The 26,593-nt window shown below is 70.4% G+C and carries 26 protein-coding genes; 8 read left to right on the plus strand and 18 right to left on the minus strand.

The window, feature by feature from the left end:
* Nucleotides 1-2: 2 nt before the first annotated feature.
* Complete coding sequence (locus tag ABFX55_RS08010; protein WP_346119108.1) at nucleotides 3-800, plus strand: neutral zinc metallopeptidase; 798 nt, start codon at nucleotides 3-5, stop codon at nucleotides 798-800.
* Here the strand turns inward: ABFX55_RS08010 and ABFX55_RS08015 are convergent.
* The 5 genes from ABFX55_RS08015 to ABFX55_RS08035 form a co-directional block, all read right to left on the minus strand.
* Nucleotides 797-2,002 carry an ROK family transcriptional regulator gene (locus tag ABFX55_RS08015; RefSeq protein WP_346119110.1) on the minus strand — a complete coding sequence of 402 codons (1,206 nt, stop codon included), beginning with the start codon at nucleotides 2,000-2,002 and terminating at the stop codon, nucleotides 797-799. The genes ABFX55_RS08010 and ABFX55_RS08015 overlap by 4 nt on opposite strands.
* A 35-nt stretch (nucleotides 2,003-2,037) precedes the next feature.
* Nucleotides 2,038-3,297, minus strand: coding sequence for a sugar ABC transporter permease (locus tag ABFX55_RS08020; protein WP_346119112.1), 1,260 nt, complete (start codon nucleotides 3,295-3,297; stop codon nucleotides 2,038-2,040).
* Entirely contained in the window at nucleotides 3,294-4,058 is a 765-nt protein-coding gene (locus ABFX55_RS08025; protein ID WP_346119114.1) for an ATP-binding cassette domain-containing protein, read from the minus strand. The genes ABFX55_RS08020 and ABFX55_RS08025 overlap by 4 nt, the downstream gene beginning before the upstream one ends.
* Nucleotides 4,059-4,108: 50 nt before the next feature.
* Nucleotides 4,109-5,236 carry a sugar ABC transporter substrate-binding protein gene (locus tag ABFX55_RS08030; RefSeq protein ID WP_346119116.1) on the minus strand — a complete coding sequence of 376 codons (1,128 nt, stop codon included), beginning with the start codon at nucleotides 5,234-5,236 and terminating at the stop codon, nucleotides 4,109-4,111.
* Nucleotides 5,237-5,588: 352 nt separating this feature from the next.
* Nucleotides 5,589-6,269: a sulfite exporter TauE/SafE family protein gene (locus tag ABFX55_RS08035; protein ID WP_346119232.1), complete on the minus strand. Its 681-nt coding sequence runs from the start codon at nucleotides 6,267-6,269 to the stop codon at nucleotides 5,589-5,591.
* A gap of 62 nt (nucleotides 6,270-6,331) precedes the next feature.
* Here ABFX55_RS08035 and ABFX55_RS08040 point away from each other — a divergent pair, with 62 nt between their 5' ends.
* Both ABFX55_RS08040 and ABFX55_RS08045 read left to right on the plus strand, forming a co-directional pair.
* Nucleotides 6,332-7,111, plus strand: coding sequence for a neutral zinc metallopeptidase (locus tag ABFX55_RS08040; protein ID WP_346119118.1), 780 nt, complete (start codon nucleotides 6,332-6,334; stop codon nucleotides 7,109-7,111).
* Nucleotides 7,108-7,293: a hypothetical protein gene (locus ABFX55_RS08045; RefSeq protein ID WP_346119120.1), complete on the plus strand. Its 186-nt coding sequence runs from the start codon at nucleotides 7,108-7,110 to the stop codon at nucleotides 7,291-7,293. Before ABFX55_RS08040 ends, ABFX55_RS08045 begins: the two co-directional genes overlap by 4 nt.
* A gap of 28 nt (nucleotides 7,294-7,321) precedes the next feature.
* On the opposite strand, the gene acnA is transcribed toward ABFX55_RS08045, so the two are convergent.
* A complete protein-coding gene (acnA, locus tag ABFX55_RS08050; RefSeq protein ID WP_379479003.1) occupies nucleotides 7,322-10,099 on the minus strand; it encodes an aconitate hydratase AcnA in 2,778 nt (925 codons plus the stop codon).
* Between the two features lie 146 nt (nucleotides 10,100-10,245).
* A complete protein-coding gene (locus ABFX55_RS08055) occupies nucleotides 10,246-10,971 on the minus strand; it encodes a metal-dependent hydrolase (RefSeq protein WP_346119124.1) in 726 nt (241 codons plus the stop codon).
* A gap of 307 nt (nucleotides 10,972-11,278) precedes the next feature.
* On the opposite strand from ABFX55_RS08055, the gene ABFX55_RS08060 reads away from it, so the two are divergent.
* Both ABFX55_RS08060 and ABFX55_RS08065 read left to right on the plus strand, forming a co-directional pair.
* Nucleotides 11,279-12,010: a PadR family transcriptional regulator gene (locus tag ABFX55_RS08060; protein ID WP_346119126.1), complete on the plus strand. Its 732-nt coding sequence runs from the start codon at nucleotides 11,279-11,281 to the stop codon at nucleotides 12,008-12,010.
* A gap of 9 nt (nucleotides 12,011-12,019) precedes the next feature.
* Nucleotides 12,020-12,505, plus strand: a complete 486-nt coding sequence (locus ABFX55_RS08065) for a DUF1707 SHOCT-like domain-containing protein (RefSeq protein WP_346119128.1) — start codon at nucleotides 12,020-12,022, stop codon at nucleotides 12,503-12,505.
* 88 nt (nucleotides 12,506-12,593) lie between these two features.
* Here ABFX55_RS08065 and ABFX55_RS08070 read toward each other — a convergent pair whose 3' ends face one another.
* The 6 genes from ABFX55_RS08070 to ABFX55_RS08095 form a co-directional block, all read right to left on the minus strand.
* Nucleotides 12,594-14,039: an MFS transporter gene (locus ABFX55_RS08070; protein WP_346119130.1), complete on the minus strand. Its 1,446-nt coding sequence runs from the start codon at nucleotides 14,037-14,039 to the stop codon at nucleotides 12,594-12,596.
* Nucleotides 14,040-14,110: 71 nt separating this feature from the next.
* On the minus strand, nucleotides 14,111-14,599 hold the full coding sequence (locus ABFX55_RS08075) for a MarR family winged helix-turn-helix transcriptional regulator (protein ID WP_346119132.1): 489 nt from the start codon (nucleotides 14,597-14,599) through the stop codon (nucleotides 14,111-14,113).
* A gap of 60 nt (nucleotides 14,600-14,659) precedes the next feature.
* On the minus strand, nucleotides 14,660-16,060 hold the full coding sequence (locus ABFX55_RS08080) for a sugar porter family MFS transporter (protein ID WP_346119133.1): 1,401 nt from the start codon (nucleotides 16,058-16,060) through the stop codon (nucleotides 14,660-14,662).
* A 57-nt stretch (nucleotides 16,061-16,117) separates the two neighbouring features.
* On the minus strand, nucleotides 16,118-18,610 hold the full coding sequence (locus ABFX55_RS08085) for a polynucleotide kinase-phosphatase (protein WP_346119135.1): 2,493 nt from the start codon (nucleotides 18,608-18,610) through the stop codon (nucleotides 16,118-16,120).
* Nucleotides 18,600-19,988 carry a 3' terminal RNA ribose 2'-O-methyltransferase Hen1 gene (locus ABFX55_RS08090; protein WP_346119137.1) on the minus strand — a complete coding sequence of 463 codons (1,389 nt, stop codon included), beginning with the start codon at nucleotides 19,986-19,988 and terminating at the stop codon, nucleotides 18,600-18,602. Before ABFX55_RS08090 ends, ABFX55_RS08085 begins: the two co-directional genes overlap by 11 nt.
* Before the next feature lie 41 nt (nucleotides 19,989-20,029).
* Nucleotides 20,030-20,935 carry an LLM class F420-dependent oxidoreductase gene (locus ABFX55_RS08095; protein ID WP_346119139.1) on the minus strand — a complete coding sequence of 302 codons (906 nt, stop codon included), beginning with the start codon at nucleotides 20,933-20,935 and terminating at the stop codon, nucleotides 20,030-20,032.
* A 78-nt stretch (nucleotides 20,936-21,013) separates the two neighbouring features.
* Here ABFX55_RS08095 and ABFX55_RS08100 point away from each other — a divergent pair, with 78 nt between their 5' ends.
* Nucleotides 21,014-22,027 carry a glycoside hydrolase family 18 protein gene (locus ABFX55_RS08100; protein WP_346119141.1) on the plus strand — a complete coding sequence of 338 codons (1,014 nt, stop codon included), beginning with the start codon at nucleotides 21,014-21,016 and terminating at the stop codon, nucleotides 22,025-22,027.
* Between the two features lie 218 nt (nucleotides 22,028-22,245).
* A complete protein-coding gene (locus tag ABFX55_RS08105; RefSeq protein WP_346119143.1) occupies nucleotides 22,246-22,887 on the plus strand; it encodes a DUF1579 family protein in 642 nt (213 codons plus the stop codon).
* A 59-nt stretch (nucleotides 22,888-22,946) separates the two neighbouring features.
* Here the strand turns inward: ABFX55_RS08105 and ABFX55_RS08110 are convergent, their stop codons facing one another.
* The 4 genes from ABFX55_RS08110 to ABFX55_RS08120 all read right to left on the minus strand — a co-directional run bounded on the left by ABFX55_RS08110 (nucleotide 22,947) and on the right by ABFX55_RS08120 (nucleotide 25,334).
* Entirely contained in the window at nucleotides 22,947-23,777 is an 831-nt protein-coding gene (locus tag ABFX55_RS08110; protein ID WP_346119145.1) for an SDR family NAD(P)-dependent oxidoreductase, read from the minus strand.
* Between the two features lie 110 nt (nucleotides 23,778-23,887).
* The gene (locus ABFX55_RS08115) at nucleotides 23,888-24,421 is read right to left on the minus strand and encodes a peptidase inhibitor family I36 protein (protein ID WP_346119147.1); all 534 of its coding nucleotides are present in this window, start codon (nucleotides 24,419-24,421) and stop codon (nucleotides 23,888-23,890) included.
* Nucleotides 24,418-24,828 (minus strand): class I SAM-dependent methyltransferase, encoded by a 411-nt coding sequence (locus ABFX55_RS49715; RefSeq protein ID WP_379479000.1) that lies wholly within the window; start codon nucleotides 24,826-24,828, stop codon nucleotides 24,418-24,420. Before ABFX55_RS49715 ends, ABFX55_RS08115 begins: the two co-directional genes overlap by 4 nt.
* Before the next feature lie 65 nt (nucleotides 24,829-24,893).
* A complete protein-coding gene (locus ABFX55_RS08120) occupies nucleotides 24,894-25,334 on the minus strand; it encodes an alpha/beta fold hydrolase (protein WP_346119234.1) in 441 nt (146 codons plus the stop codon).
* A gap of 108 nt (nucleotides 25,335-25,442) precedes the next feature.
* Between ABFX55_RS08120 and ABFX55_RS08125 the strand changes: the two genes are divergently transcribed.
* Nucleotides 25,443-25,649, plus strand: coding sequence for a hypothetical protein (locus ABFX55_RS08125; protein ID WP_346119149.1), 207 nt, complete (start codon nucleotides 25,443-25,445; stop codon nucleotides 25,647-25,649).
* A gap of 459 nt (nucleotides 25,650-26,108) precedes the next feature.
* On the opposite strand, the gene ABFX55_RS08130 is transcribed toward ABFX55_RS08125, so the two are convergent.
* Entirely contained in the window at nucleotides 26,109-26,492 is a 384-nt protein-coding gene (locus tag ABFX55_RS08130) for a hypothetical protein (protein ID WP_346119151.1), read from the minus strand.
* Nucleotides 26,493-26,593: the final 101 nt, after the last annotated feature.

The following is a 26,593-nucleotide window of genomic DNA, read 5'->3' on the forward strand; positions in this document are numbered from 1 at the left end:
CCATGAGATTCCCCTTTCTCGGCGCCGCCGCCACCGCTGTGCTGGCCGTCCTGCTTGTCGGCGGCACCGCCGTCCCCGCGTCAGCCGCCTCGGGCGCCTATCCGATCAAGGGTCCGCGACTGACCAAGAACAAGTTGTACGGCGGCGGCCCGCTCAAGGCCTCCTCCTGCCCCGAGAGAGCGATCACCGCCGACGACCGCGCCTCGGCCAGGCGGTACGTGCTGGGCGTCTACGAGTGCCTGAACAGCTCGTGGGGCGAGCGCTTCGCCGCGATGGGCGTGAAGTTCACCCGGCCGGGCATCAGCTTCACCACCAGGCCGACCGCGACGTTCTGCGACGAGAAGGTGGGCGACGCGGCGGGCGTCTACTGCACGCCTGAGCGGCGTTTCACCATCGTGCTGGACAAGAAGGCACTGGAGTATCCCTACGACCTGTTCCTGTTCGACACGGTGGCCCACGAGTACGCCCACCACGTCCAGAACCTGACGGGCATCACCCGTGCCTTCGAGTACGAGCCCTTCAGCGGCAGGAAGGAGGAGCTCGAACAGACCCGCCGCTTCGAGCTTCAGGCCGAGTGCCTGGCGGGCGTCTTCATCGGCAGCGTCTGGGACTCCCTCGACCGCACGGAGGCCGACTGGCAGGAGCTGCTGCTCATCGACAGGCAGAGCGGCGACGAGGTGAGCAAGGTGCGCGACCACGGCAAGGGCCGCAACATCGCCGACTGGCTCGACAGGGGTTTCCGCACCGCCGACCCCGCCTCGTGCAACACCTGGACGGCCCCCGCCTCCAAGGTCTCCTAGCCGCCCACCCTGGCCAGCGCCTCGAGCGGATCGGCCAGCACGTGCGCGAAGGCCAGCTCGGCCGCGCCGACCAGCGTGGCGTCGTCGGCCAGCTCGGAGGTGCGCAGCCGCAGCTTCTCCCTGTGGGCGGGCAGCGCGTCGATCGCGAGGCGGCTGCGCACCTGGGCGGCCGAGCCGAGATAGACCTCGCGCAGCATCCCTCCGAAGATCACCATCTCCGGGTTGAAGATGTTGACCAGGTTGGCCACGCCGAGGCCGAGCCAGTCGCCCACGCGGCTCAGCGCGGCCTGCGCCACGATGTCGCCCCTGTCGGCGGCGTCGACCACGGCCCTGACCGCGTCGCGTCCGAGGGGCCCCTCGGTGGTGCGGCCCGCCGCCTCCAGCAGCGCCCGCTCCCCCACCTCGGCCTCCAGGCAGCCGTGCGAGCCGCACCCGCACAGCCGTCCGCCGGGGTGGACCACCATGTGGCCCACCTCGCCGCCGAACCCCTCGTGCCCGCCGAGCAGGTGCCCGCCCGCGATCACCCCTCCGCCCACGCCGACGTCGCCGTGCAGGTAGATCAGGTCTCTCACGGACACGCCGACGCCCCTGGTGTGCTCGGCCAGCGCGCCGAGGTTGGCGTCGTTGCCGACGCTGACCTGCAGGCCGAGGCCCAGCTTCCTGGCCAGCGCCTCGCCGAAGGGGGCCTCCGCCTGCAGGAGGTTGGGCCCGTACCTGACGACCCCGTCGCTCCTGCCCACGCCGCCCGAGACCGCGGCCGCCGCTCCCACGCAGACGGTGTCCGCGCGGGTCTTGCGGTGCATCTGCCTGGCGAAGGCGGCCAGCGCGCCGACGACCTCCTCCAGGTCGAAGGCGCCGCGCCGCCGTACGGACTCGCGCCGGTCGAGGATCACCCCGCCCAGCCCGACGCGGGCCACCGCGAGCCGGTCGGGGCCGACGTCGAAGGCGAAGACGTAGACCCGCGAGGACTCGGGCCGCACCACGAGCGAGGGGCGACCTGCCCTGCCCGTCTCGCGCGGCAGTTCCTCGCGCACCAGGCCCGCGGCGGTCAGGTCGGAGGTGAGGGCCATGATCGTGCTGCGGTTCAGGCCCATCCTGGAGGTCAGTTCGGCCCTGGAGGTGGGCCCGCCCAGGTGGACATGGCGAAGCAGCGCGCCGAGGTTGTGACGCCTGATCTCCTCCTGGGACGGGCCCGCTCGCATCGTCAGTGGATCCTTTGCCGTGCCGAAGTCGCTGATCACCTTAGACCAGCGGCGGCCGCCCTACGACGGGCGAGCGCGTCCACCCCTGCCGCCAGCAGAAGCACCGATCCCGTGACGATGAACTTGACGCTGGAGCCGTAGCCCATGAGACCCATGCCGTTGTCGATGACCGCGATGACCGCGCCGCCGAGGACGGCGTCCATCACGCGGCCCTTGCCGCCGAACAGGCTGGTGCCGCCGATCACGGCGGCGCCGACGGCGTAGAGCAGCACCTGGCTGCCGCCGGTGTTCGGGTCGACGGAGGCGCCCCTGGAGGCGGCGATGATGCCCCCGACCGCCGCGATGCCCGAGCAGATCACGAACGCGCTGATCTTGATCCGGTCCACGTTGATGCCTGCCCTGCGGGAGGCCTCCGCGTTGCCGCCGACCGCGTAGATGTGCCTGCCGAAGGCGGTGCGGCGCAGCACGAACGTCCACACGACCAGCAGGGCGAGCACGATCGGCACCACGATGGGCACGCCGGTGAGCGACACCAGGGCGGGGTTGCGGCTGCGCTCCAGGTTGAGCACGTAGACCGCGAGGCCGGCGATCACCGCCATCGTGCCGACGCGCGCGGCGATCAGCGAGGCGGGGTCGGCGACCAGGCCGCGCCGCGACCGCTTCAGCGACCTGACGATCTGGACGGCCGCGTAGCCGCCGACCCCGACCAGGAACAGGCCCCAGCCGAGCATCGGGGTGAGGTTCCTGTTGGCGATGGCCAGGATCGTCTCGTCGCGGATGGAGATGTTGGTGCCCTCCTCCAGGAGCACGAGCAGCACGCCCTGGAAGGCGAGGAAGCCCGCCAGCGTGACGATGAAGGAGGGTATGCCGAGTTTGGCCACCAGCACGCCCAGCACCAGGCCGATGAGGACACCGGTGAGGATGGCCGCCAGCACGCTGACGTACCAGGGCATGCCCATGTCGGTCAGCGTCACGGCGAGCACGGCGGCGCACACGCCGCTGGCGAAGCCCGCCGACAGGTCGATCTCGCCCAGCAGCAGGACGAAGACCAGGCCCATGGCGATGACGGTGATCTGGCCACCCTGGGTGAAGAGGTTGGCGAAGTTGACGGGGGTGAGGAAGGTGGGCCGCAGCAGCGCGAAGACGGTGCAGAGCACGACCAGGCCGAGCACGGCGGGCAGCGCGCCCATGTCGCCGCCGCGCACCCTCTCCGTGTAGGCGCGGGCGCTGTTGCCGATGGAGGGCTGCCGCACTGCGGTGACGATGGCCTCGTCGTCGGCCAGGAGCTTGCTCATGTCGAGACCCCGTTCGTGAGGCCCAGGTCTCCGCTGCGCCCCGAGGTGATGAGTTCGACGACCTGCGCGTGGGTCACGTCGGCGGTCTTGACCTGGGCGGCCATCCGCCCGAGGTAGAGCGCGGCGATCCGGTCGGAGACGGCGAACACGTCGTTCATGTTGTGCGAGATCAGCACGACCGCCAGACCCTTGTCGGCGAGCCTGCGGACCAGTTCGAGCACCTGCGCGGTCTGCGCGACGCCGAGCGCGGCGGTGGGCTCGTCGAGGATGACGACCTTGCTGTTCCACAGCACGGCCTTGGCGATGGCGACGGTCTGCCGCTGCCCGCCCGAGAGGCTGGAGACCTGCTGCCTGATGGACTTCACGGTCCTGACCGACAGGCTGGTGAGGGTCTGCTGGGCCATCTCCTCCATCGTGGCCTCGTCGAGCACCAGCCCGCTCCTGCGCTCCCTGCCCAGGAACATGTTCTGGACGATGTCGAGGTTGTCGCAGAGCGCGAGGTCCTGGTAGACGATCTCGATGCCCAGCTCGCCCGCGTCGCGGGGGCCGCCGACGTGCACCTGCTCGCCGTCGAAGAAATAGTCGCCCGCGTCGATCGGGTAGATGCCGCCGATGCACTTGACCAGGGTGGACTTGCCCGCGCCGTTGTCGCCCACCAGTGCGGTGACCTCGCCCCTGTGCGCGGCGAAGGTGACGTCGTGCAGGACCTGGACGGGACCGAAGCTCTTGTCGATCCCTCTCACTTCAAGAACGGGGTTCATATGCTCCTCCGCAGGGGTACGGCTGCCGCCAGCCGTACCCCTGACCGCGTCTACTGGATTCCGGCCTCGGTGCACTTGGCGGCGAACTCGCCCGTGCACAGCTCGTCCTTGGTGACGAAACCGTCGGCCACGACGTCCTTCACGCTGTCGAAGAAGATCCCCTGGGGGTCGAGCAGCACGGCGGGCACGTCCTGACCGCTCTCGGTGTCCTTGACCGTGCCGGTGGCCGAGGGCTTCTCGCCCTTGGCCAGGGAGACCGCCAGCGCGGCCGCCGCGTCGGCCTCCTTCTTGATCGCCTTGTAGACCGTCATGCACTGGTCGCCGGCGAGGATGTTCTGCAGGCCCTGGACGGTGGCGTCCTGGCCGGTGACCGGCACCTTGCCGTTGAGGTTGTTCTTCTTCAGCACGGTGATGGCGGCGTTGCCGAGGCCGTCGTTGGCGGCGAGCACGCCCGCGATCTTCGGCTCGCCGGTGAGCATCTGCTCGAAGATCGTGCCTGCCTTGGCGTTGTCCCAGTCGGGCACCGACTCGTCCGGGCCCTTGACGTACTCGCCCGAGTCGAACTTCGGCTTGAGCACGCCGTCGTAGCCGGCCTTGAACAGCGTCGCGTTGTTGTCGGTGGGCGAGCCGTTGAGGTAGGCGACCATGGGCTTGTCGGCCTTCTTGTCGGCCAGGCACTTCGACAGGCCCTCACCCTGCAGGGTGCCGACCTTGGTGTTGTCGAAGCTGACGTAGTAGGCCGCGCCGCCGCCGAGCGTCAGCCTGTCGTAGTCGATGGTGGCCACGCCCTGCGCCTTGGCCTTGCTGAGCACGGCCTTGCCGGTGCCGGAGTCCAGGTTGACGATCATCAGCACGGTCGCGCCGTTGGTGATCATCTGGTCGGCGATCGTCTGGAAGGCGTTCTTGTCGCCCTGGGCGTTCTGGATGTCGTAGGCGACGCCCGCGGCCTTGAAGGCCTCTTCCAGGTACTTGCGGTCCGCGGTCTCCCACCTGGCCGAGGACTTGCTGTCGGGAAGGATGACGCCGATCTTGCCCGCGGCGGCCGCGCTGGAGGCGGGCGCCGCGCTGGACTGGGCAGGACTGGCCTGGGTGGTGCCACCGCTGTCGCCCCCGCACGCGGTGAGACCGAGGGTCGTCGCCGCTACCGCGGCGGTCAGGCTGAGGATCCCCTTGCGCATGGTGCACGGGTCCTTTCTCAGGGGGAACGGATGGGGGGTTGCTCCGCCCGCGTACGGCGGCGCCTGCCGTACGCGGTGAATGTTGTTTGCGGCAACGTATTCCGCCGCGGCCTGCTTTGGAAGACCCCCGGCAGGGCGAGTTTGTTGTGGCGGGTAACAATCCAGAAACGCCCGGGTAACCGGCGTTCGCCCAGCATCAGGAGGCGGGCGCGTGCGAGGGCGAGCACGACGACGAGTTCTCCTGCACCTGCGGGGCAGGCCGCAGCCCCTGCTGGACAAGGCGTCGGCGCGCCACCCCGAGGTCGCGCTCCGCTCGGCGAAGACGAAGACCTGCGGGTTGGGCGGGCCGCGCTCACAGCAGGCTCTGCGCGACCAGCGCCAGCGCGGAGAGCGCCGCCACCACGAGGACGGCGCGCCTGACCCCGCCGCCGTCGAGGTGGCGGCGCAGCGGCCCGGAGACGAGGAACCCCACGACCAGGAACGGGATCAGCAGCGCGCCCGACCACAGCGCCCTGGCCGGCAACCGGTCGACCCACCAGAGGATGAGCAGCGACTGGCTGGCGCTGAGGAAGAAGAAGGCGGCCAGCGTCGCGCGGATCTCCGGGCCCCTGGCGTTCTGGTAGACCAGCCCCATCGGCGGCCCCCCGATGCCGGTGGCGGTCCCCGTGACACCCGAGGCGAACCCCGCCGCGGTGGTCGTCCAGCCGTTGCGCGGCACCGCCACCGCCCGTGCGGTCAGCGCCACGGCGATCAGCACCATGACCCCGACGAAGACGCCGAGGGACGTGGCGGAGACGTGGACGACGATGACGGCGCCGATCGCGCTGCCCGGCAGCCGGCCGAGCAGCGCGAAGCCCAGTCCCCTCCAATCCGCCCTGCGCCACTCCACGGCCAGCGTGAACAGCGGCAACGTGGCGTTGACCACCTGGATCGAGCCCGGCATGAGGGTGGGGTCGAGCATCGTCAGGACGGGAGCGGCGACCAGACCCAGGCCGAACCCGATGCTTCCCTGAACAACCGCCCCCACAAACACCGCCAAACCCGCAAGAATCAGGATCAACACCGCGTCTGTCATGGGCTCTATGCTCCATGGTCGTGAGAATCCCCCTTCGCCGGGCCGCCACCTGCGCCCTCGCCCTGGTCACGACCGGTGCTCTCGCCGTCCCGCCCGCTCACGGCCAGGCACAGGCAGGCCCGCCGGGACGGCTCCACGGGACCGGCGTGCTGCGCGCCGCCTCCTGTCCCGAGCCGCCGCTGATCTCGGGCGGCATCCCCCGATCGAAGGAGTACCTCACCGCGATCGTCAGGTGCATGGACACCGGGTGGTCGGCGCACTTCCGCAGGGCGGGGCTGCGCTACCGCGCCCCCAGGGTCCTCTACTTCGAGCAGCCGCAGGACGAGGTGTGCGGCCTGCCGTGGCCGGGCGGCGCGGCGGCCTTCTACTGCACCCGGCGCGCCACGCTCGTCTTCCCCCTCGAGGGCCCGTGGATCGAGGGGCGCACCGACCTGTACCCGCTGAAGATCGCCGCCCACGAGTACGGTCACCACGTGCAGCAGCAGGCGGGCGTCAGGAGCGCCTACGAGAGGCTGGTGCGCGCCCGCAGGGGCGACCAGGCCGAGCTGGGCAGGCGCTACGAGCTGCAGGCCGACTGCCTGGCGGGGGTGTTCACCGCAAGCGTGTGGCGCTCGCTCGGCCGTTCCCCCGCCGACTGGACGGCGCTCGTCGAGGCGGTGAGGGCGAGCGGGGACGAGCCCGAGGGGCGTCGCAGCCACGGCAAGGGCGCCAGCCGCGCGTACTGGCTCGGACGCGGCTACGCGGCCGGGTCGCCCTCGGCGTGCGACACTTGGTCGGCGCCGCCGTCCAGGGTCTCGTGACGGCCGCGCCGACGGCGCGTGCCGTCGCAGAGGTGAGCCACGGCGGCGCGGAGAACGCCGACGCCCCGCGCGGGGTGGTGCGCGGGGCGTCGGTCAGATCGGGTGGTTCCCCCGAGTGGGGCGCGTTGAGGGTCACGCCCGCCCGGCCCATGGCCGGGCCCCCGCCGCCCGCCCCCGGCTGATGGCCGGGTGCGGGAGCGGGAAGTCCCCCTACTTGGCCAGCAGCGAGCGCAGCACGTACTGCATGATGCCGCCGTGACGGTAGTAGTCGGCCTCGCCGGGCGTGTCGATGCGCACGACCGCGTCGAACTCGACCTCGCCCGCCTTCACGTGCACGGTGCCGGGGATCGAGCCCTGGTTGAGCGCCTCGACTCCGGTGATGTCGAAGCTCTCCTCGCCGGTCAGGCCCAGCGACTCGGCCGTCTGTCCCTCGGGGAACTGCAGCGGGAGGACGCCCATGCCGATCAGGTTGGAGCGGTGGATGCGCTCGTAGGACTCGGCGATGACGGCCCTGACGCCGAGCAGCGCGGTGCCCTTGGCGGCCCAGTCGCGCGAGGAGCCAGAGCCGTACTCCTTGCCGGCCAGGACGACCAGCGGCGTGCCCTCGGAGGCGTAGTTGACCGAGGCGTCGTAGATGAACGACACCGGGCCGTCGGCCTGGGTGAAGTCGCGGGTGTAGCCGCCCTCGGTGCCCGGCGCGATCTGGTTGCGCAGGCGGATGTTGGCGAACGTGCCGCGGATCATGACCTCGTGGTTGCCGCGCCGCGAGCCGTAGGAGTTGAAGTCCTTGACCTCGACGCCGTTGGCCTGCAGGTACTGCGCGGCGGGGGTGCCGGCCTTGATCGAGCCCGCGGGCGAGATGTGGTCGGTGGTGACCGAGTCGCCGACCTTGACCAGGACGCGGGCCCCGGAGATGTCGGTGACGGGCTCGGGCTTCTCCGGCATGCCCTCGAAGTAGGGCGCCTTGCGCACGTAGGTGGAGGCGGGGTCCCACTCGAAGGTGTTGCCGGTCGGGATCGGCAGCGACTGCCAGGTCTCGTCGCCCTTGAAGACGTCGGCGTAGTCGCGCTCGAACATCTCGCGGCCGATCGAGGAGCTGACGACCTCGGCGACCTCCTCGGGCGAGGGCCAGATGTCCTTGAGGAAGACCGGCTGCCCGTCGGCGCCGGTGCCGAGCGGCTCGTTGTCGAGGTCGATGTCCATCGTGCCCGCGAGCGCGTAGGCGACCACCAGCGGCGGCGAGGCCAGGTAGTTCATCTTCACGTCGGGGTTGATGCGGCCCTCGAAGTTGCGGTTGCCCGACAGGACCGCGGTGACGGCCAGGTCGTGCTCCTGCACCGCGGCCGAGATCTCCTCGGGCAGCGGGCCGGAGTTGCCGATGCAGGTGGTGCAGCCGTAGCCGACCAGGTTGAAACCGATCTTGTCGAGGTACGGCTGGAGCCCCGAGCGCTCGAAGTAGCCGGTGACGACCTGCGAGCCGGGGGCCAGCGAGGTCTTGACCCACGGCTTGCGGGTCAGGCCCTTCTCCACCGCGTTGCGCGCCAGCAGGGCCGCGCCCAGCATGACGAACGGGTTGGAGGTGTTGGTGCACGAGGTGATCGCGGCGATCGAGACGATGCCGTGGTCGATCTCGAAGGAGGTGCCGTCGGCCAGCGTGACCGGCACCTTCTTGTGCGGGCGCGAGCCGTTCAGCGCGGGGGCGTGCGGCTGGTCGCCGTTGCCGTCGTGGCTGATCGCCGGGGAGTCGGAGGCGGGGAAGGACTCGGCCGAGGCCTCGTCGGCGGGGCCGAAGTCGGCCTCCGTCGCGTAGTCCTTGACGGCCGCGCGCCAGGCGCGCTTGGCGTCGCTCAGCGCGATGCGGTCCTGCGGGCGCTTCGGGCCGGCGATCGAGGGGACGACCGTGGCCAGGTCGAGCTCGATGTACTCGGAGAAGACCGGCTCCTCCGCCGAGGGGTCGAGCCAGAGGCCCTGCTGCTTGGCGTAGGCCTCGGTGAGGGCGATCTGCTCCTCGGAGCGGCCGGTCAGGCGCAGGTAGTCGATGGTCTGGCCGTCGATCGGGAAGATCGCGCAGGTCGAGCCGAACTCGGGGCTCATGTTGCCGATCGTGGCCCTGTTGGCCAGCGGCACCGAGGAGACGCCCTCGCCGTAGAACTCGACGAACTTGCCGACCACGCCGTGCTTGCGCAGCATCTCGGTGATGGTGAGCACCAGGTCGGTGGCGGTCGCGCCGGCCGGCAGCTTGCCGGTGAGCTTGAAGCCGACCACGCGCGGGATCAGCATCGAGATCGGCTGGCCGAGCATCGCGGCCTCGGCCTCGATGCCGCCGACGCCCCAGCCGAGCACGCCGATGCCGTTCTCCATCGTGGTGTGGGAGTCGGTGCCGACGCAGGTGTCGGGGTAGGCCTTGCCGTCGCGGGTCATGACCACGCGGGCCAGGTGCTCGATGTTGACCTGGTGGACGATGCCGGTGCCCGGCGGGACCACCTTGAACTCGTCGAAGGCCGTCTGGCCCCAGCGCAGGAACTGGTAGCGCTCGCGGTTGCGCTCGTACTCCCTCTGCACGTTGCGCTGGAAGGAGTCGGGGTGGCCGAAGAAGTCGACGATGACCGAGTGGTCGATGACCATCTCGGCGGGGGCCAGCGGGTTGATGCGGGCGGGGTCGCCGCCCAGGTCGCGTACGGCCTCGCGCATCGTGGCCAGGTCGACCACGCACGGCACTCCGGTGAAGTCCTGCATGATGACGCGCGCGGGCGTGAACTGGATCTCCACGCTCGGCGCCGCGCTCGGGTCCCACTGGCCCAGCGCACGGATGTGGTCGGCGGTGATGTTCGCGCCGTCCTCGGTGCGGAGGAGGTTCTCCAGCAGGATCTTCAGGCTGTAGGGGAGGCGGGCAGCGCCCTCGACGGCATCAAGCCGGAAAATCTCATACGACGCGTCGCCGACGCGTAGCGTGTCACGGCTGCCGAAGCTGTTCGCGGACACGGTGATTCGCCTCCTCGTTAGACAAGTTCTCAGTCACAAATCCTGCCGCACCATGCGACCTCCCATGACGTTAGGTCACCCTAACCAGGAGGCGGGGCCGGATCTCTCGACATCAAGATATCCGGCAAAGTATCTCGACATCAAGTTACCCGCTAGTAGGCGAGGCGCCAGAACAGGAGGCCGACAATCGCCACGGAAAGTACCGGCGCGAGAATCTTCTGCTCGAATTTCTTGCCGGTCTTGATGCCGATCTTCCACGGCAGCATGAACTTGTAGGCCATCGGCCACAGCACGGGACAGCCCCGCTCGGTCATGCAGTCGCCGACCACGTGGATGAGCGAGCCGATCCCGACCGCCAGCCCCAGCCACGCGTAGCCCACGCCCAGCGACATGAACACGACGTAGAGCCCCGCGGTGAGCCCGATGTTGACCATCGCCGAGCCCATCTTGTTGCCGGGGATGCCGATGCCGATCGCGCGCAGGGACAGGCCGATGAGCAGGACGACCATGATGTCCCTGCCGATCGGGTATGTGCTGGCCAGGTAGTGCGCGCCGAACCCCGCCGCCACAGCGAAGGCCAGCGAGTGCGTGGCCCCCCTGTGCCCGCCCGACAGCCACGAGACCGCCTTGCTGAGCAGCCAGGTCACGGGGCCGAAGGTCTGGGCGATGGTGGCGCTGGGGTGATCGAGGTCGGGCAGCATCGCCGCGCCCGCGCACACCAGCGCGCCCGCGATGAGTTCGGCGGGGGTCAGGGCGCCCGCCATGATGCCCGTCTCGATGAACCTGCTCGACTCGTTCACCAGCGGAAGCGCGGCGAAGACGGGCGCGAGGCCCAGCCAGGCGGCGGCTCCGGTCAGCGCGTGTGTGTGCCCCATCATGTCAAGATCACGCTACGTCATCGTAGAGCAAAGCGCGTGCGGGAGACGGGGACAAAAAAGACGAGGTCGCTACCGCGGCGACAGCACCCCCCAGCCCTGCCGACGCGGAACGACCTCGTCTGCTCTAGTTAACGGCCCCCATCCCATCCATGTTCCCGAATTCCGCGACTTTTTCGTGATCTAGGTCACTCCGCGGCACTTCCCCACAGCTGTCCCGAAACCGGCCTTGCCTTCAGAATGTTAGCGATATATCTTTGAAGCATCGAGAGCGGTCGAAAGTCGATCGCGTATGAACGGAGAACACACCATGAGTTCCGCACAGGCAATGGGCGGCGGCCAGTGGGCCGACCCCCGCGAGATGAAGAGGGCCGCCCGCGAGGCGTTCCGCATGATGGCCGGGGCGTGGCAGCACGGCGGTCATCACCACCAGAGGCAGGGCCCGCCGCACGAGGGAGGCCCGCACGAACACCGGCAGCGAGGAAGGGGCAGGCCCGGCCCGTTCCCCTTCGAGTTCGGCAGAGGCCCATGGGGCGGTCCAGGCGGGCCGTTCGGCCGTCACGGATTCGGCGGCAGCGGCCGCAAGGCCAAGCGCGGCGACGTCCGCGCCGCCATCCTCGCCCTGCTCGCCGAGGAGCCGCGCAACGGCTACCAGGTCATCCAGGAGATCGCCGAGCGCAGCGAAGGCGGCTGGAAGCCGAGCCCCGGCGCCGTCTACCCGGCCCTCCAGCAGCTCACCGACGAGGGTCTGGTGATCGCCGAGGAGAACGAGGGCCGCAAGACCTTCCGTCTCACCGACGCGGGGCAGGCCTACATCGCCGAGCACCCCGAAGAGGTCCGCGCGCCGTGGGACGCCATGCGCCCCGACATCGACGACAACTCTGCCGAGTTGATGGACATCGCCAAGCAGTCGGCTTTCGCGATGATGCAGATCCTGCACTCCGGCACGGAGGCACAGGTGCGCGAGGCCCGCAAGGCGCTGGTCGAGACGCGCCGCAAGCTCTACCAGATCCTGGCCGACGGCGACCCCGACGAGGAGTGACCTCCCGCCATGACCACAGGTGAAGAGCTGCGCATCGGCGACGCCGAGCGCGACGAGACGATGGCCGCCCTGCGCGAGCACTACGCGCAGGGCCGCCTGACCCGCGAGGAGCTCGACGAGCGTCTCGGCCTGGCCCTGACGGCGAAGACGGCGGGCGAGCTGACCCGCGTCTGCGCCGATCTGCCCGGTCCCGCTCGCCACTCCCCCGAGGAGTCCGCCTACGGCTGGCCCGAGGCCATGGCAGCCCACCGCCACCACCTCGCGCAGCTGCGGGGGCGGCCGCACCACCTCCCCCATGCCCGCTGGAGCCCGCACCACCACAGGCGCCACCGCAGGGGTCCCGGGCCGATCGCGCCCTTCCTGCTGCTCGCGCTGGTCATCGGCATCGCGGTCGGCGGATGGTCGGTGCTCAAGGTGCTGTTCTTCGTGTGGGTGGCCGCGATGGTGTTCGGCTTCGTCCACCGCCGCGCGCGTCCGCACCGGCTGCGCCCCTGATCACCGCCCCGCGCGGATCGCCGGCCCCGATCACCCGGGACCGGCGGCGACGGCCGGCGCGGCTCTCACCCGCGGGCGGGGAACGGGTCTAGCCGAGGATGACCGGCTCGGACGGGGCCGCCTGCTGGGCGGCGGGGTCGCGTTCGGCGGAGCGGAGCACGACCAGCGCGACCACGAGGGCCGCCAGCAGCAGGCCCGCCGCGATGCCGAACGCCAGCCGGTAGCCGCCGGTCAGGGCCGCGGCCTGGGTCGCTCCCCCGGCCAGCAGCTCTCCGGTTCGGGAGGCGGCCATGGTGGACAGGACGGCCACGCCCAGCGCCATGCCGATCTGCTGCGTGGTGTTGAACAGCCCCGAGGCGAGCCCCGCGTCGTCGGCCCTGGCCGCGGACATGCCGAGCGTGGCCAGGGCGGGCAGCACCAGACCGCCGCCGGCGATCAGCAGCATGACCGGCAGCAGGTCGTGGACGTACGACGCCTGCACCGGCACCCTGATGAGCCAGCCCATCGCGGCAAGCAGCAGGATCAGGCCCGCGATGAGGACGGCACGCGCTCCGAAGCGGTTGTTGAGCCTGGCGGAGACGAACAGCGAGATGCCGCCGATCGCGACCGCCGCGGGCAGCATCGCCAGGCCGGTCTCGAGCGCGGTGTAGCCCAGGACCTTCTGCATGTAGAGCGCGACGAGGATCTGGAAGGCGAACATCGCCGACAGGCTCAGCATCTGGGCCAGGTTCGCGCCGGAGACGTTGCGGGAGCGGAAGATGCGCAGCGGCATGAGCGGGGCGGCGGCCTTGGCCTGCCGGACGAAGAAGCCGGCCAGCAGGGCCAGCGACACCGCGCCGAGGCCCAGCGTGTGACCGGCGAGCCAGCCGTACTCCTCGATCTTGACGACGGTGTAGATGCCCAGCATCAGGCCGCCGGTGACCAGCGCGGCGCCGAGCGCGTCGGCGCCCGCCGCGAGCCCTGCGCCGCGGTCGGCCGGCAGGACGCGTACGGCCAGCGCGACGGTGGCCAGCCCGATGGGCAGGTTGATGAAGAAGATCCAGTGCCAGGACAGCGCGTCGGTCAGGACGCCGCCGAGCACCTGGCCGATGGAGGCTCCGGCGGCGCCGGTGAAGCTGAAGACACCGATGGCCTTGACCCGCTCCCTCGGCTCGGTGAACAGCGTCACCAGGATGCCGAGCACCACCGCCGAGGCCATCGCGCTGCCCACACCCTGGAGGAAGCGGGCGGCGATCAGCAGGCCCGGCGTGGTGGCCAGGCCGGCGAGCAGCGACGCGGCGGTGAAGACCACGTTGCCGGCCAGGAAGACGGACTTGCGGCCGATCAGGTCGCCCAGGCGTCCGGCAAGGAGCAGCAGGCCGCCGAACGGAATCAGGTAGGCGTTGACGGTCCAGCTCAGCTCGGCGGCCGTGAAGCCCAGGTCGTGCTGGATGGCCGGCATCGCGACGGTGACGATGCTGCCGTCGAGGATGGTCATCAGGCTCGCCGCCGACAGAACGATCAGCGCGAACCAGCGTGAGGGGGTGGGGGACATGGCCTCTCCTGTTCAGATGCGACAAGAGAGACCGTAGCAGATAGTTCCGTTACAGACGATCCTTGACGGGCTTATTTTTGGGACTGCCGGGCCCTGCGGGCGCTCTGGCCGAGCTCCACCGGGTTCGACAGATGGCCCTCGACCAGCCGCTTCATCGCCCTGAGCAGCACCTCTCGCTCATCCTCCGGCAGGGCCTCCAGCGCGTCTCGATGCACGCCGTCGACGATCTGCTGACTGCGCCTGGCGACCTCGGCGCCCTTCTCGGTGACCGAGATGATCCGCGCCCGCCGGTCGGTGCTGGAGGGGCGGCGCTCGGCCAGGCCCGCCTTCTCGAGGGCGTCGACCGTGACCACCATGGTCGTCTTGTCCATGTCGCCGATCTCGGCGAGCTGGATCTGCGTGCGCTCGCCCTCCAGCGCGTGGACGAGCACGCAGTGCATTCGCGGCGTCAGGCCGATCTCGGCCAGTTCGGCCGCCATTCTCGTGCGCAGCACGTGACTGGTGTGGTCGAGCAGGAACGACAGGTCGGGCGCGGTGCGGCCGGGTGCCATGGCGGTCATGTCCCCAGCCTACTCAATCGTCCCCATACGGATTATCCGCAACGGCCCAGCCCTGGGCCGCTACCCCATCTCCTCCAGCTTGCGGCCCCTGGTCTCCCTGACCCACCTGGTGACGAAGACGAACGACAGCGCGGCGAAGACGGCGTAGCCGAGATAGGTCAGCGACAGGTTCCACTCCGACAGCGAGGGGAAGGTCTCGGTGATCAGCCAGTTGGCCAGCCACTGGGCGGCGGCCGCGACCGACAGCGCGATGGCCCTGATCCGGTTGGGGAACATCTCGCCCAGCAGGACCCAGACCACCACGCCCCAGGACAGGGCGAAGAACAGGACGAAGACGTTGGCGGCGACCAGCGCGATCGCGCCCTCGGGGTTGGGCAGGGTGACCCTGCCGCCCGCCTCGACGGCGGCGCTGAAGGCCCACGACGCGACGGCGAGCGAGATCGTCATGCCGGCCGAGCCGATGAGCAGCAGCGGCCTGCGTCCGATCTTGTCGACCAGGGCGATGGCGATGAAGGTGCCGATGATGTTGATGATCGAGCTGGAGAAGCTGATCAGCAGGGAGCTGCTCTGGCCGATGCCCACCGACTGCCACAGCACCGACGAGTAGTAGAAGATGACGTTGATGCCCACCAGCTGCTGGAAGACCGACAGGATGATGCCGATCCACACGATGGGCAGCAGGCCGAGGGCGGGCCCGCGCAGGTCGCGCAGCGTCTGACGCCGCTCGGTCCGCAGCACGCTCCTGATCTCGGCGATCCTGGCGTCGAGGTCGATGTCGTCGCCCTCGACCTCCGACAGCACCGTGCGCGCCTTGTCGTCCCTGCCGACGCCGACCAGGAAGCGCGGCGACTCGGGGATGACCGAGGCGAAGACGAAGTAGAGCGCGGCGGGCACGAAACAGGCCCCGAGCATCCACTGCCAAGCCTCGAGGCCCCACAGCGTGTTGTTGACGTCACCGCCGGCGACCTGCGCGATCAGGTAGTTGACCAGCTGCGAGACGGCGATGCCGAGCACGATGGCCAACTGCTGGAAGGAGCCGAGCCGCCCCCTGTAGGCGGGCGGGGCGACCTCGGCGATGTAGGCGGGGCCGAGCACCGAGGCCATGCCGATCGCCATACCGGCCAGGACCCGCCACGCGGCCAGGTCCCAGGTGGCGAAGGGCAGCATCTGGCCGATGGAGCTGACCGCGAACAGCGCGGCGGCCACCTGCATGGTCCTGGTGCGGCCCCAGCGGTCGGCCAGCCCTCCGGCGAACCAGGCGCCGACCGCCGAGCCGAGCAGCGCGATGGCCACGACGAACCCCGTCTGGCCGGGGCCCATGCCGAAGTGCTTCTGGATCCCCGTGACCGCCCCGTTGATGACGGAGCTGTCGTAGCCGAACAGGAACCCGCCGATCGCCGCCGCCGCCGTGATGAACACGACGTGCCCGAGGTGCTCCTCGTGCCCCTTCGTAGTCGCCATCTACTGGGGCTACCCTGACAACCCCCCCGTACGGCGGCGCATACGCAATCTTGACCGTCACAGGCGCGGATCGACCGGCTCCGACTCCATCGCCAGCACGGCGAAGACCGGTTCGTGGACCCGCCAGAGCGGGTCGCCGTCGGCCAGCCTGGCCAGCGCCTCGAGGCCGAGCGCGTGCTCGCGCAGCGCCATGGAGCGCTTCTTGCCGAGGAAGCGACGGCGCAGCAGGTCGAGCGAGTCGGTGTAGTCCGGGCCGTAGATGATGCGCAGGTACTCGCGTCCGCGCACCTTCACACCCGGCTGCACCCTTCCCCGCTGATGGACGGCGGGCTTGACGACCATGCCCTCGCCGCCCTGCCCTGTCAGCTCCTCCCACCACGCGACCGCCTTCTCGCGCGACTCGGCCGAGGTGAGGTCGACGAACAGGTGCCTGGTCGGCGTGATGATCGGGTCGTCGAGCAGCGAGAGGGTGTCGAGGTGCCAGGCGTGCGGTTCGAGCGCGGTGTTGCGTCCCTCGCAGGCCAGGATCTGGAACGGCGCCAGCCGTACTCCTTCGAGGCCGTTCACCGGCCAGCAGTAGCGCGCATACGCCTCGCGGAATCGGGCAGCGTTGTGCTGACGGCGGCGGGCGCGGTCCAGCAACTCGCCCACATCCAGCCCGCGTCCTGCCGCCGCCTCCAGCGCCGACGTGGCCGCGGGCAGCGCGGCGCCGGCCGCCGCGCCCACCGCGGCGTACTGCACGCGGATCAGCTCCCCCGCCTTGGCCGACCAGGGCAGCAGCTCGCAGTCGAGCGCCACCCAGTCCGAGCCGAGCGCCTCCCAGAGCGGCTCGCAGGCCGCGCGCAGCCGAGCCACCAGCGGGCCGAGGTCGTCGAAGAACGGACGGCCCGTGCGCGTGTAGACCGCTCCTGCCGAGCCGTCGGTGACGCCGAACCGCTCGGCGGCCACCTCGGGCGTCCTGGCCAGGACGGCGACCGCCCGCGAGCCCATGTGCTTCTCCTCGCACACGACCTCGCCCACGCCATGGGCGGCGAACTCCTCGAACGCCTCGTGCGGGTGCTCCAGGTAGCCGTCGAGCTTCGAGGTCTCCGGCGGGGCCATGGTCGGCGGCAGGTAGACCAGCCAGCGGGGATCCACGGCGAACCTGCTCATCACCTCGAGCGCGGCCGCGGCGTTCTCCTCCATGACCTTGACCCTGGTGCCGAAGCGGGTCTCGATGTGCCTGGTGCCGCTCACGTCGCCGATGTCGAGCATGACGGGGTCGCGGTAGCCGGGCGCCGACAGCGGCTTGACCGGCTCGTACCAGACCTTCTCCGCCGGCACCGAGACGATCTCGCGCGAGGGGTAGCGCAGGGCGGTCAGGCTGCCGCCGAAGACGCATCCGGTGTCGAGGCAGATCGTGTTGTTGATCCACTCCGGCTTGGTCGTCGGGGTGTGCCCGTAGACGACCATGGCGCGGCCCCTGTACTCCTGGGCCCACGGGTAGCGGACGGGCAGGCCGTACTCGTCGGTCTCCCCCGTGGTGTCGCCGTAGAGGGCGAAGGCGCGCACCCTGCCGGAGGCGCGGCCGTGGTAGGCCTCCTTCAGTCCCGCGTGGGCGACGACCAGGCGCCCTGCGTCGAGCTGGTAGTGGCTGATGAGGCCGTCGAGGAAGGCGGTCGCCTCGCGGGTGAACTCCTCGGGCTCGGCGGCGAACTGCTCGAGCGACTGCTCCAGGCCGTGCGCGACCTTGACCTTGGCGCCCTTGAGCGCCCTGACCAGCTTCTCCTCGTGGTTGCCTCGCACGCAGACCGCGGTGCCCGCGGCGACCATGCCCATGACGAGCCTGACGACGCCCGGCGAGTCGGGCCCTCGGTCGACCAGGTCGCCGACGAAGACGGCCGTCCTGCCCTCGGGGTGGACGGCGCCGACCGCCCTGCCGTCCACGCGGGTCAGCTCCCAGCCCAGCTCGGTCAGCAGCGTCTCCAGCTCGGACCTGCAGCCGTGGACGTCGCCGATGAGGTCGAAGGGGCCGGTGAGGTCCTTCTTGTCGGTCCACGCCTTCTCGTAGGAGACGGTGGCGTTGTCGATCTCCTCGACGCCGCGCAGCACGTGGACCCTGCGGAAGCCGTCCCTGCTGATCTTGCCGAGGGAGCGGCGCAGGTCCTTGCGCTGGCGGATCACCACTCCCGCGCCGAAGTCGCGGTCGGGACGGCCCGCGTTGCGCTCGATCGCCACCTCCTCGGGCACGTCGAGCACGATCGCGTCGCACAGGACGTCGTGCCTCCTGGCCAGCGCGATGAGCTTCTGGCGCGCGGCGAACTGCACGCTGGTGGCGTCGACCACGGTCAGCAGGCCGCGCGAGAGCCTGGTCTCGACGATGTGGTCGAGCAGGTCGAAGGCGGCCTGGGTGGCCGACTGGTCGTTCTCGTCGTCGGAGACCAGGCCGCGGCAGAAGTCGGAGGAGATGACCTGGGTGGGCTTGAAGTGCCTGGCGGCGAAGGTCGACTTCCCGCTGCCGGAGACGCCGACGAGCACCACGAGCGACAGCTCCGGGATCCTAATGGTCACGGGTGAAGACTCCCATCTGGGTCGGAGCCCCGTGCTCGGGGTCCTCCTCGCCGATCGGCGTGAAGGTGACGCGGTAGCCGTACAGCTCGGCGGTCGCGGCGGCCCACGCGGTGAACTCCTCGCGGGTCCACTCGAAGCGGTGGTCGGGGTGGCGCATGCCGGTCAGGAACTCGTAGTTGACGTTGTACTCGGCGTTGGGGGTGGTCACGATCACGTGCACCGGCCTGGCCTGGCCGAACACCACCCGCTCGAGCGCCGCGAGCCTGGGCGGGTCGACGTGCTCGACGACCTCCATGAGGACCGCCGCGTCGTAGCCGGAAAAGCGCGGGTCGGTGTAGGTGAGCGCGCCCTGGAAGAGGGTGAGCCTGGCCCGCTTGGCGTCGGGCATCCGCTCCAGGCGCAGCTTGCGGGCGGCGATGGTCAGCGCCAGCGTGGAGACGTCCACGCCGGTGATCCTGGCGAACCTCGGCACGGCCAGCAGCGCGCCGATCAGCTGCCCCGACCCGCAGCCCAGGTCGATGACGGAGGCCGCGCCCAGCTCCTCCAGCGTGCGCACGACCGCCTCGCGGCGCAGCGTGTTGAGCGGGACGGACCTCTCCTTCTCCTCCTCGATCCGGGGCTCGAGCGCCTCCTCGGTCTCGTCGCCCACCTCGGCGAGCCTGGCGAAGGCCGTACGCTCGAGGGCCCTGCGCCGCCCGAGGTAGCGCCGGGTGATCAGGGTGCGCTCGGGGTGGGCGGCCAGCCAGCCCTCGCCCGCGCGGATCAGCTTGTCGACCTCGTCGGGCGCGATCCAGTAGTGCTTGCCGTCGTCGAGCACGGGCAGCAGCACGTACAGGTGGTTGAGCGCGTCGGCCAGCCTGAGGCTGCCGCGCAGCCTCAGGCTCACATACCGCGAGTCGCCCCACTCGGGAAAGTTCTCATCGAGCGGGACGGCCAGCGCCTCGCACTCCCAGCCGAGCGGCTCGAAGAGCCTGCGCGCCAGGTCGGGCCCTCCCCTGCAGGGCAGGGCGGGGATGGCGATCTCCAGCGGCAGCGCGCCCTCCGCCAGCTCGGGCCTGGCGTTGCAGCGGCCCGCCCTGGCGGTGCGGAAGACGTCGCCGAGCGCCACGGCCAGCAGCGAGGAGGCCGCGTAGGGCCTGTCGTTGACGTACTGGCCCAGGCTGAAGTCGGGCGAGTTCCTGCCCCGCGAGCGGACCAGCGCCACGGGGTCGACCTCGAGCATGAGCGCGGCGGTGCATCTGCTCTCGTCCGCCTCGGGGTAGAACACCCTGGCCGTGCCGAACGACTGGGAGAACTCCTGCACCCTGTCCGGATGCTTGTGCAGGAGGAACCCCAGGTCGGTGGCGGGCGTGGCGGTGGTCGAGATCGTCAGCAGCACCCGTCAAGTGTGCCGTAGGCCCGATTAGTACCGCCATGTCTTTACACGTGCGGCAGGATCTCGGCCGCGATCAGCTCCAGGTGGTCCAGGTCGGACAGGTCGAGCACCTGGAGGTAGATCCGCTCCGCGCCCAGCTCGGCGAACCTGCCGATCTTGTCGAGCACCTCGGACGGGGTGCCCGCCAGGCCCTCCTCGCGCAGCCGCTCCACGCTGTTGCCGATCACGGCCGCCCTGCGCTCCAGCTCGGCCTCGTCGGCGCCGACGCAGACGACCTGGGCCGCCGAGTAGACCAGCGGACGGCCCGCGGCCTGCCGTACGCGCTCGAACGCCTCGCCGGTCTGCTCGACGGAGTGGAAGGGGACGTTGTACTCGTCGGCGTACCTGGCGGCCATCCTCGGCGTCCGCTTGGCGCCCGTGCCGCCGATGATGATCGGGGGACGGGGCCGCTGGACGGGCTTGGGCAGCGCGGGCGAGTCGGCCAGCCGGTAGTAGGTGCCCTCGAAGGAGTAGTCCTTCTCGGCCTCCCACAACCCGGTGATGATCTCCAACTGCTCCTCCCAGCGGGCGAACCGCTCCCCCACCGGCGGGAACGGGATGCCGTAGGCGGTGTGCTCGCCGTCGAACCAACCGGTGCCGAAGCCGAGCTCGACCCTGCCGCCGCTCATCTGGTCCACCTGCGCGACGCCGATGGCCAGCGGCCCTGGCAGACGGAAGGTCGCGGGGGTGACCAGCGTGCCCAGCCTGATCCGCGAGGTCTCCCTGGCCAGGCCCGCCAGGGTGATCCACGCGTCGGTCGAGCCAGGCCCCTGGTCGCCGGATCCGATGCGCTGGTAGTGGTCGGAGCGGAAGAAGGCGTCGAAGCCGAGCCGTTCGGTGGCCTTCGCCACGGCGAGCAGGTCATCGTAGGTGGCGCCCTGCTGGGGCTCAGTGAAGATCCTTAGCTGCATCTGGCCATTATCCGGTCACATCCTCCCAACGACTGCTAGCGTTCACCATCGGTCATCGGGCTGACACGGTAGGTGATGATGGCGCGTCACAGAGAGCCAGGCACCCCGCCCCGTCCGCTGGTGGTGCTGGCAGGGCTGGGCCTCGCGGCAGCGACAGGGCTGGCGATCTGGTTCCTGCCCGCCCAGGCCACCCCCGACTGGTCGGCACCAGGCCCCTCGCACGCGGCCAGGGTCTCGGCCGCGCCCTCGCCGCCCCCCGCCCCCTCGGCCGCCGAACCCGTGCCTTCGGGATTCGTCGCCTTCGTCGACACCGCGCGCACGCCACGGCTCGACCTGGCCCAGGCCCTGCGCCGTACCGGCGTGCGCTGGTTCTCCCTCGGCAGGCTCATGGCGGGGCCACGCGGCTGCGAGCCCACGTGGGCCGGCGGCGTCGCCCCCGGCCGCACCCCCTTCGCGGGCCGCGTCTCCGGCCTGCGTGCCGCAGGCGGTCAGGCCGGGCTGCTGTTCGGCGGGCCCGACGGCCGGGAGGCGGCCGCCGCCTGCGCCGACCAGGCGGCGCTGACCTCCGCCTACCGCGAGGTGATCGGCGCCTACGGCGCCTCCTTCGTGGAGTTCGAGGTGCGCGACGGCGCCGACCTGCCCGCCGTACGGCGCAGGGCCACGGCCGTGGCGGCGTTGCAGCGCGAGGGCGACCTCCTGGTGACCTACACCGTGCCACTCGGCCCCGAAGGGCTGGCCCCCGCCGACCTCGAGATGCTCAGGCAGACCACGGCGAAGGGAGCGCGCGTCACGACGGTCAACCTGCTGGCGGCGATCGAGCCGCAGGCGGCGGGCGAGGGGCGGATGCGCAGGGTGGCCTCGTCGCTGAAGGCCGCGCATCGCCAGGTCGCGGAGGTCTTCCGGCTCGACTCGGCCGCGGCGTGGCGGCGCATGGCGCTGACCTCCGTGCTGGCGGGGCCCGACGACCTGAGCGCGCTCGACGCGCGCAAGCTCACGGTCTTCGCCGAGCGCGCGGGCATGGCGTGGAGGTCGGCGCGCGGCGTCCCACCGCCCGCGCAGGTCGCCAGGGTGCTGTGGGGCGGCGGAACCTGAGGGCTGCGGCCGTCGGCCGTGACGACGACGCAGGTCCGCGTGGGCACATTGCGGTCAAGTGTCGTTGCGGGGATGCAGGTTCGTGCACGATCTCTGCATCTTGTTCACCTTCTGTCGGGTCTGACCCTCGACCATCCTTCCTGACTGACGGCACGCGAAGGCGGCTCGCTCTCCGCGCCCTGCCTGCCGCGCTACACGCTCATGGAACGGACGTCATCATGCTCAGGAAGATCTCGCTGACAGCGGCCTCCGCCGTCGTCGTTCTCGCTACTTTCGGGGCGCCGGGGGCGTCCGCGGGCACGGTCAAGGACAGGCCGGCCGCCGTCGCGCAGGCGGCGGCACCCGCCGACAACCTGGCCCCCGGCCCGTACCACCGCACGCTGGACCCCCTGGTGGGCACGTGGAAGGCGGTCAAGTACAACTACATCCTCGGGACCGGCGGCAAGCCGATCGTCTCCCGGGACATGACCGTGCGGGTGCGCTGGATCAGCAAGACCGGCGGCCGGTTCCTTGAGGAGAAGACCGAGGGGACCCTCGGCGACAGGGCGTACTACCGGCTCGGCGTCCTCGGCTTCTCCACCATCGACCGGCGCTACGAGTGGACCACCTTCGACAGCGTCACCCCGACGGCGATGACCTACCGCGGCGCCCCGGTCAGCGACAAGACCTCGGTGCTCTCCATTCCCGGCGAGTTCACCGACCCCGGTGTCCTCGGCCCCGACCATCTCGGCCAGAGCATCCCCATGCGGACCGTGATCACCATCAGGTCGAAGAACCGGCACACGTTCGAGCTCTACTTCACCCCGCCGGGCCAGCCCGAGCGTCTCGTCGACCGGGTCGTCTACACCCGCAAGCTCTAGGGGGCCGTTCGGGTCCGAGCAGCTTCGAGCAGGTCAGGAGCCGGAGAGGAGGCGCGTGGTCACGGCCAGGACAGCACGCGGCCGAACCGCACCAGCTCCCCGTAGAAGGCCGGGTCCGCCTCAGGTGCGAGCGCCAGCTCGACCAGCGCCACCGCCGCCTCCTCTGGCGTCTGCGCCCCCGTCATGTCGAACCACGGCCGCGACGACGCCGTGTCGATCATCCCAGGGCAGACCGCCACGAGCAGGCGGTCGTGCGCGAGATCCTCGGTGCGGCGCTGTCTCGCGAGCGTCCGTACGGCGGCGACCTGGCCCACCTTCGAGGGGATGTTGATGAACGCGGGCCAGCCCTCGTCGCCCGCCCTCCCCGCGAGCACGGCATCGCGCCACGCCAGCAGCGTGGCGTCGAGCTCGTCCAGCGTCGCCGCCTCGTCGAACGGGCGACGCAGCGGCTCGGGCAGTTCGCGCAGCCGTCCGAGGCTGCTGGAGACGACGACGAAGCGCCCGCCCCGGCGAAGGACGGGCAGGAACGCCCGCAGCATCCGCGTGGTGCCGAGGTTGTTGGCGTCCACGTAGGGCTCGATCACCTCGGCGGGCACGTCCTCCGGCACCGTCCTGAGGTAGTGGTTGGAGAAGACGATGTCCACGCCGCCGTGCTCGTCACGCAGCCGTCCGGCCAGCGCGGCGACGGCCTGGCCGTCGCGTACGTCCAGCAGGCAGGTCCTGACCTCGGCCTTGGCCTCCGTCACCTGCTCCCGCGCCCGCGTCACGCGCCCGGCGTCGCGTCCGGTGAGGTAGACGACGTCGTCGGGGCCGAGCCGTCGCGCGAGCCCCTCCACCAACGCGAAACCGAGCCCCTGGTTGGCGCCCGTCACAACTGCGATCTTGGCCATGTCCGCACGGTATGCGGGGGGCGCCTCGTGTGACAAACGACGATCACGCACACCTGCGATGCCCGCCACGCATGGGAGCCCGGCCGATCCGCGGCGGACGGTCCTCGCTTCTACATGTTGACCCACTTGTGCGACTTGATGCAGAGGCTGCCGCGACCGGGATCCTGCGACGGGTTGGTCCACGCCTCCTGCTCCCCGTTGTACAACCCCCAGTGCCCTCCGCTGCAGGTGACGAGGTGCACGTCGTCCAGGCTGCCCGCGTACCCGTTGTTCCACAGGGACTTCACCTTGCCGCTGAAGGAGCACGGCCGCCCGCCGCCCGCCCAGTTGCCGTCGTCACCCGACCAGCTGCAGCGCCTGCCCCCGCCGCTCACCCCGCTGTAGGCGCACAGGCTGCCCTTGGGGCAGTCGCCGAACCAGTACCGGCCGCCGCTCCTGGCCGACGCGGCGCTCTCCTCCGCGCCCGCGGGCGACGGCGTCGCGGCAGGGGAAGGCGACGCCGACGCTGACGGCGATGCCGACGCCGACGCCGACGGGGCGGGTGCGGGACTCGAAGGGGCCGGGTCGGCGCTGGCGACTCCGCCCGCACAGGCCGCCGCGAGAAGGACGGCCGCCCCGATGGAGGCCAGTCGCTTGATCGTCATCGTCTGCTCCCACTGTCTGTCGAAAAGTCAGTGGGGTGGACGCTAGTGTCGCCTCGTTGGCTCGATGTTGGGCGCGGGTTGGGCGGCCTTGCCGGAACGGCGTTCAGCCCGTCAGCCGCGCCTCCGGCCGTGGCCAGCTGGCTCGCCGAGACGTCGACCCCGACGGGGCGCGCTCCCGCTCGCGCGAGCCACGACGAGACATAGCCGGTCCCGCATCCGAGCTCGATCGCGTCCATCCCCGCCACGTCGCCGGGGAACATGCCGACCTGTGACTCGGGCGTCCCCCACAGTCCCCAGCGCGGCTCGGGCCGCGACCAGTGCGCACGGGCGAGCGGCCCGTGAATCGCCGCCGCCTCCTCCTCCCAGTAGCGCCGATTCCTCGCCACGTGATCCTCGCTGAGTGCCATGCGGCCATTGGACCGAGGAGCAGGGCAGGCTGACAAGGCGATTTCGACCGGCGCCCGGTCGGCGGTCAGGCCGCCACCGCCTCGGCGAAGGCGACGGGGAGCTCCATCGGCATCAGGTGTCCCGCGCCCTCGTACACGCGCAGCCCCCAGTCAGGCCGGCGCTCGAGCAGAAGGGCGACCGTTGAACGCCCGATCAGTGGGTCCTGGTCTCCCCACAGCAGCCGCGTGGGCGCCCGCACCCGGTCGATCGCGTCGAGGGCGGGGCGCCTGTCGACGTACATCGCCGAGACGAGCGAGCCGAAGGCCACGATGGCGTCGGCCGTCCTGCCCGGCTGGTCACGCATCTCCTGACGTTCCTCTGTCTGGAGTGCGACCAGTTCGGACGAGACGCGCGTCAGGTCGCCCCGTGCCAGGTCGAGTCCGCCGCCGGATGCGGTCACGGGGTCGCCCCTGCGCAGCATGGCCTCCACGAGCCGCCTGCCGTACAGGCACAGCGTGCCGCGCAGGGCGAGGACTCCAGCGCAGTGGTCGTAGGGGTGAACTTCAGCTGGAGATGGACAGCGGTTTGCCCTTCAGCGGCGACCGGAAAGTAGCTGGATCACTACTCTCCGTCTATGCGTTTCATCGTCGCGGCTGCCGCCGCCATGACCATCCTCATCCCTGCGGCCCCTGCTGCCGCCGATCCACTGGCCGGCGAGCCGGACACGGTCTGCTCCATCGTCGCCGGCACCTCTAGCCTCGGAAACTTCTTGGGGAACCTCTTCAAGTGCCCTGAGACGAACGGCTCCGGCAAGAAGGGAGAGGCGAGTCTGAGTGAGTAGCGCTCGCCGCGCCTGATGAAACCAGCAGGCGACGCGTCCCCATCGTCTAAGGAGTAGCCGGCAGCCTGTCTCGGCCTCTCGGCCTCTCGGCCGTGCTGGCCGGTCATCCACCTGCTGAGGGCCGCCACGGCTCGCCGTGGCGGCCCCGACTCGTTCCTCAGGCGCTCGTGATCGGCCCTGCACCAGGCGGCCATGGCTGTCCGCTCTGGGGGTACGGCAGGGTTCGGCCGAATGGCACCGCGCGTCTGGCTCAACCGCAAGGGGCAATTGAGAAGTCCTGGCCGTCTGGCTCACCGTCTCGTTCGCGGGGCGCCAGTGGACCACCGCGAAAAGCTGGGGAATCTCCACGAGGCGCGCCACCCGGGACGGCGCCGCACACCGCTGGTCCTCCGAGAAGGCCGTGCATCGCCGGGACCGGACCAGCGATCCCCGATCCGACGTGACTCCCGGAATTCTCGCTCAGCACAGAGCCGACGAGCAGTAATCCCAGAAACTGAACTTGCAACCCGCTGCCGTACATTTCTCTTCCAGAGTTTCCGAGAAGTATTCGCGCGCCATCCCGAAGTGTTCGAACACCTCGAAGATCTCGGTCAGCGTCAGAGAGGGCATAAGAAACTTGTAGGTGCCACCGGCATTGGCGCCCTGCTTGAATATGAGACTGTTGGCGAAGGCCTTGAAGTCCGGCTCGGGCAGCTTGGCGAAGACGCCGTCCTTGTCGTTCTCCCGGAGATAATTCAGATCCTCCACTGATCGAATGATCCAGTCCGCGTCGCTCGCAGCCAGCTCCTTGTACTCTTGGTCGCTTTTGGCGAGCTTGGACTTGTCGATCGGGGCGATTCTCATGGTCTGAACCCTTCGCGTGAGGTGAGGGGATTCATAGGCTTCCAGGAGTGTTGGGCATTCACGCTCAGGCTGCCATGCTGAAAGTACAACAGATGCTAAGC

The organism is Nonomuraea roseola (genome assembly GCF_039535395.1).
Lineage (GTDB): Bacteria > Actinomycetota > Actinomycetes > Streptosporangiales > Streptosporangiaceae > Nonomuraea > Nonomuraea roseola.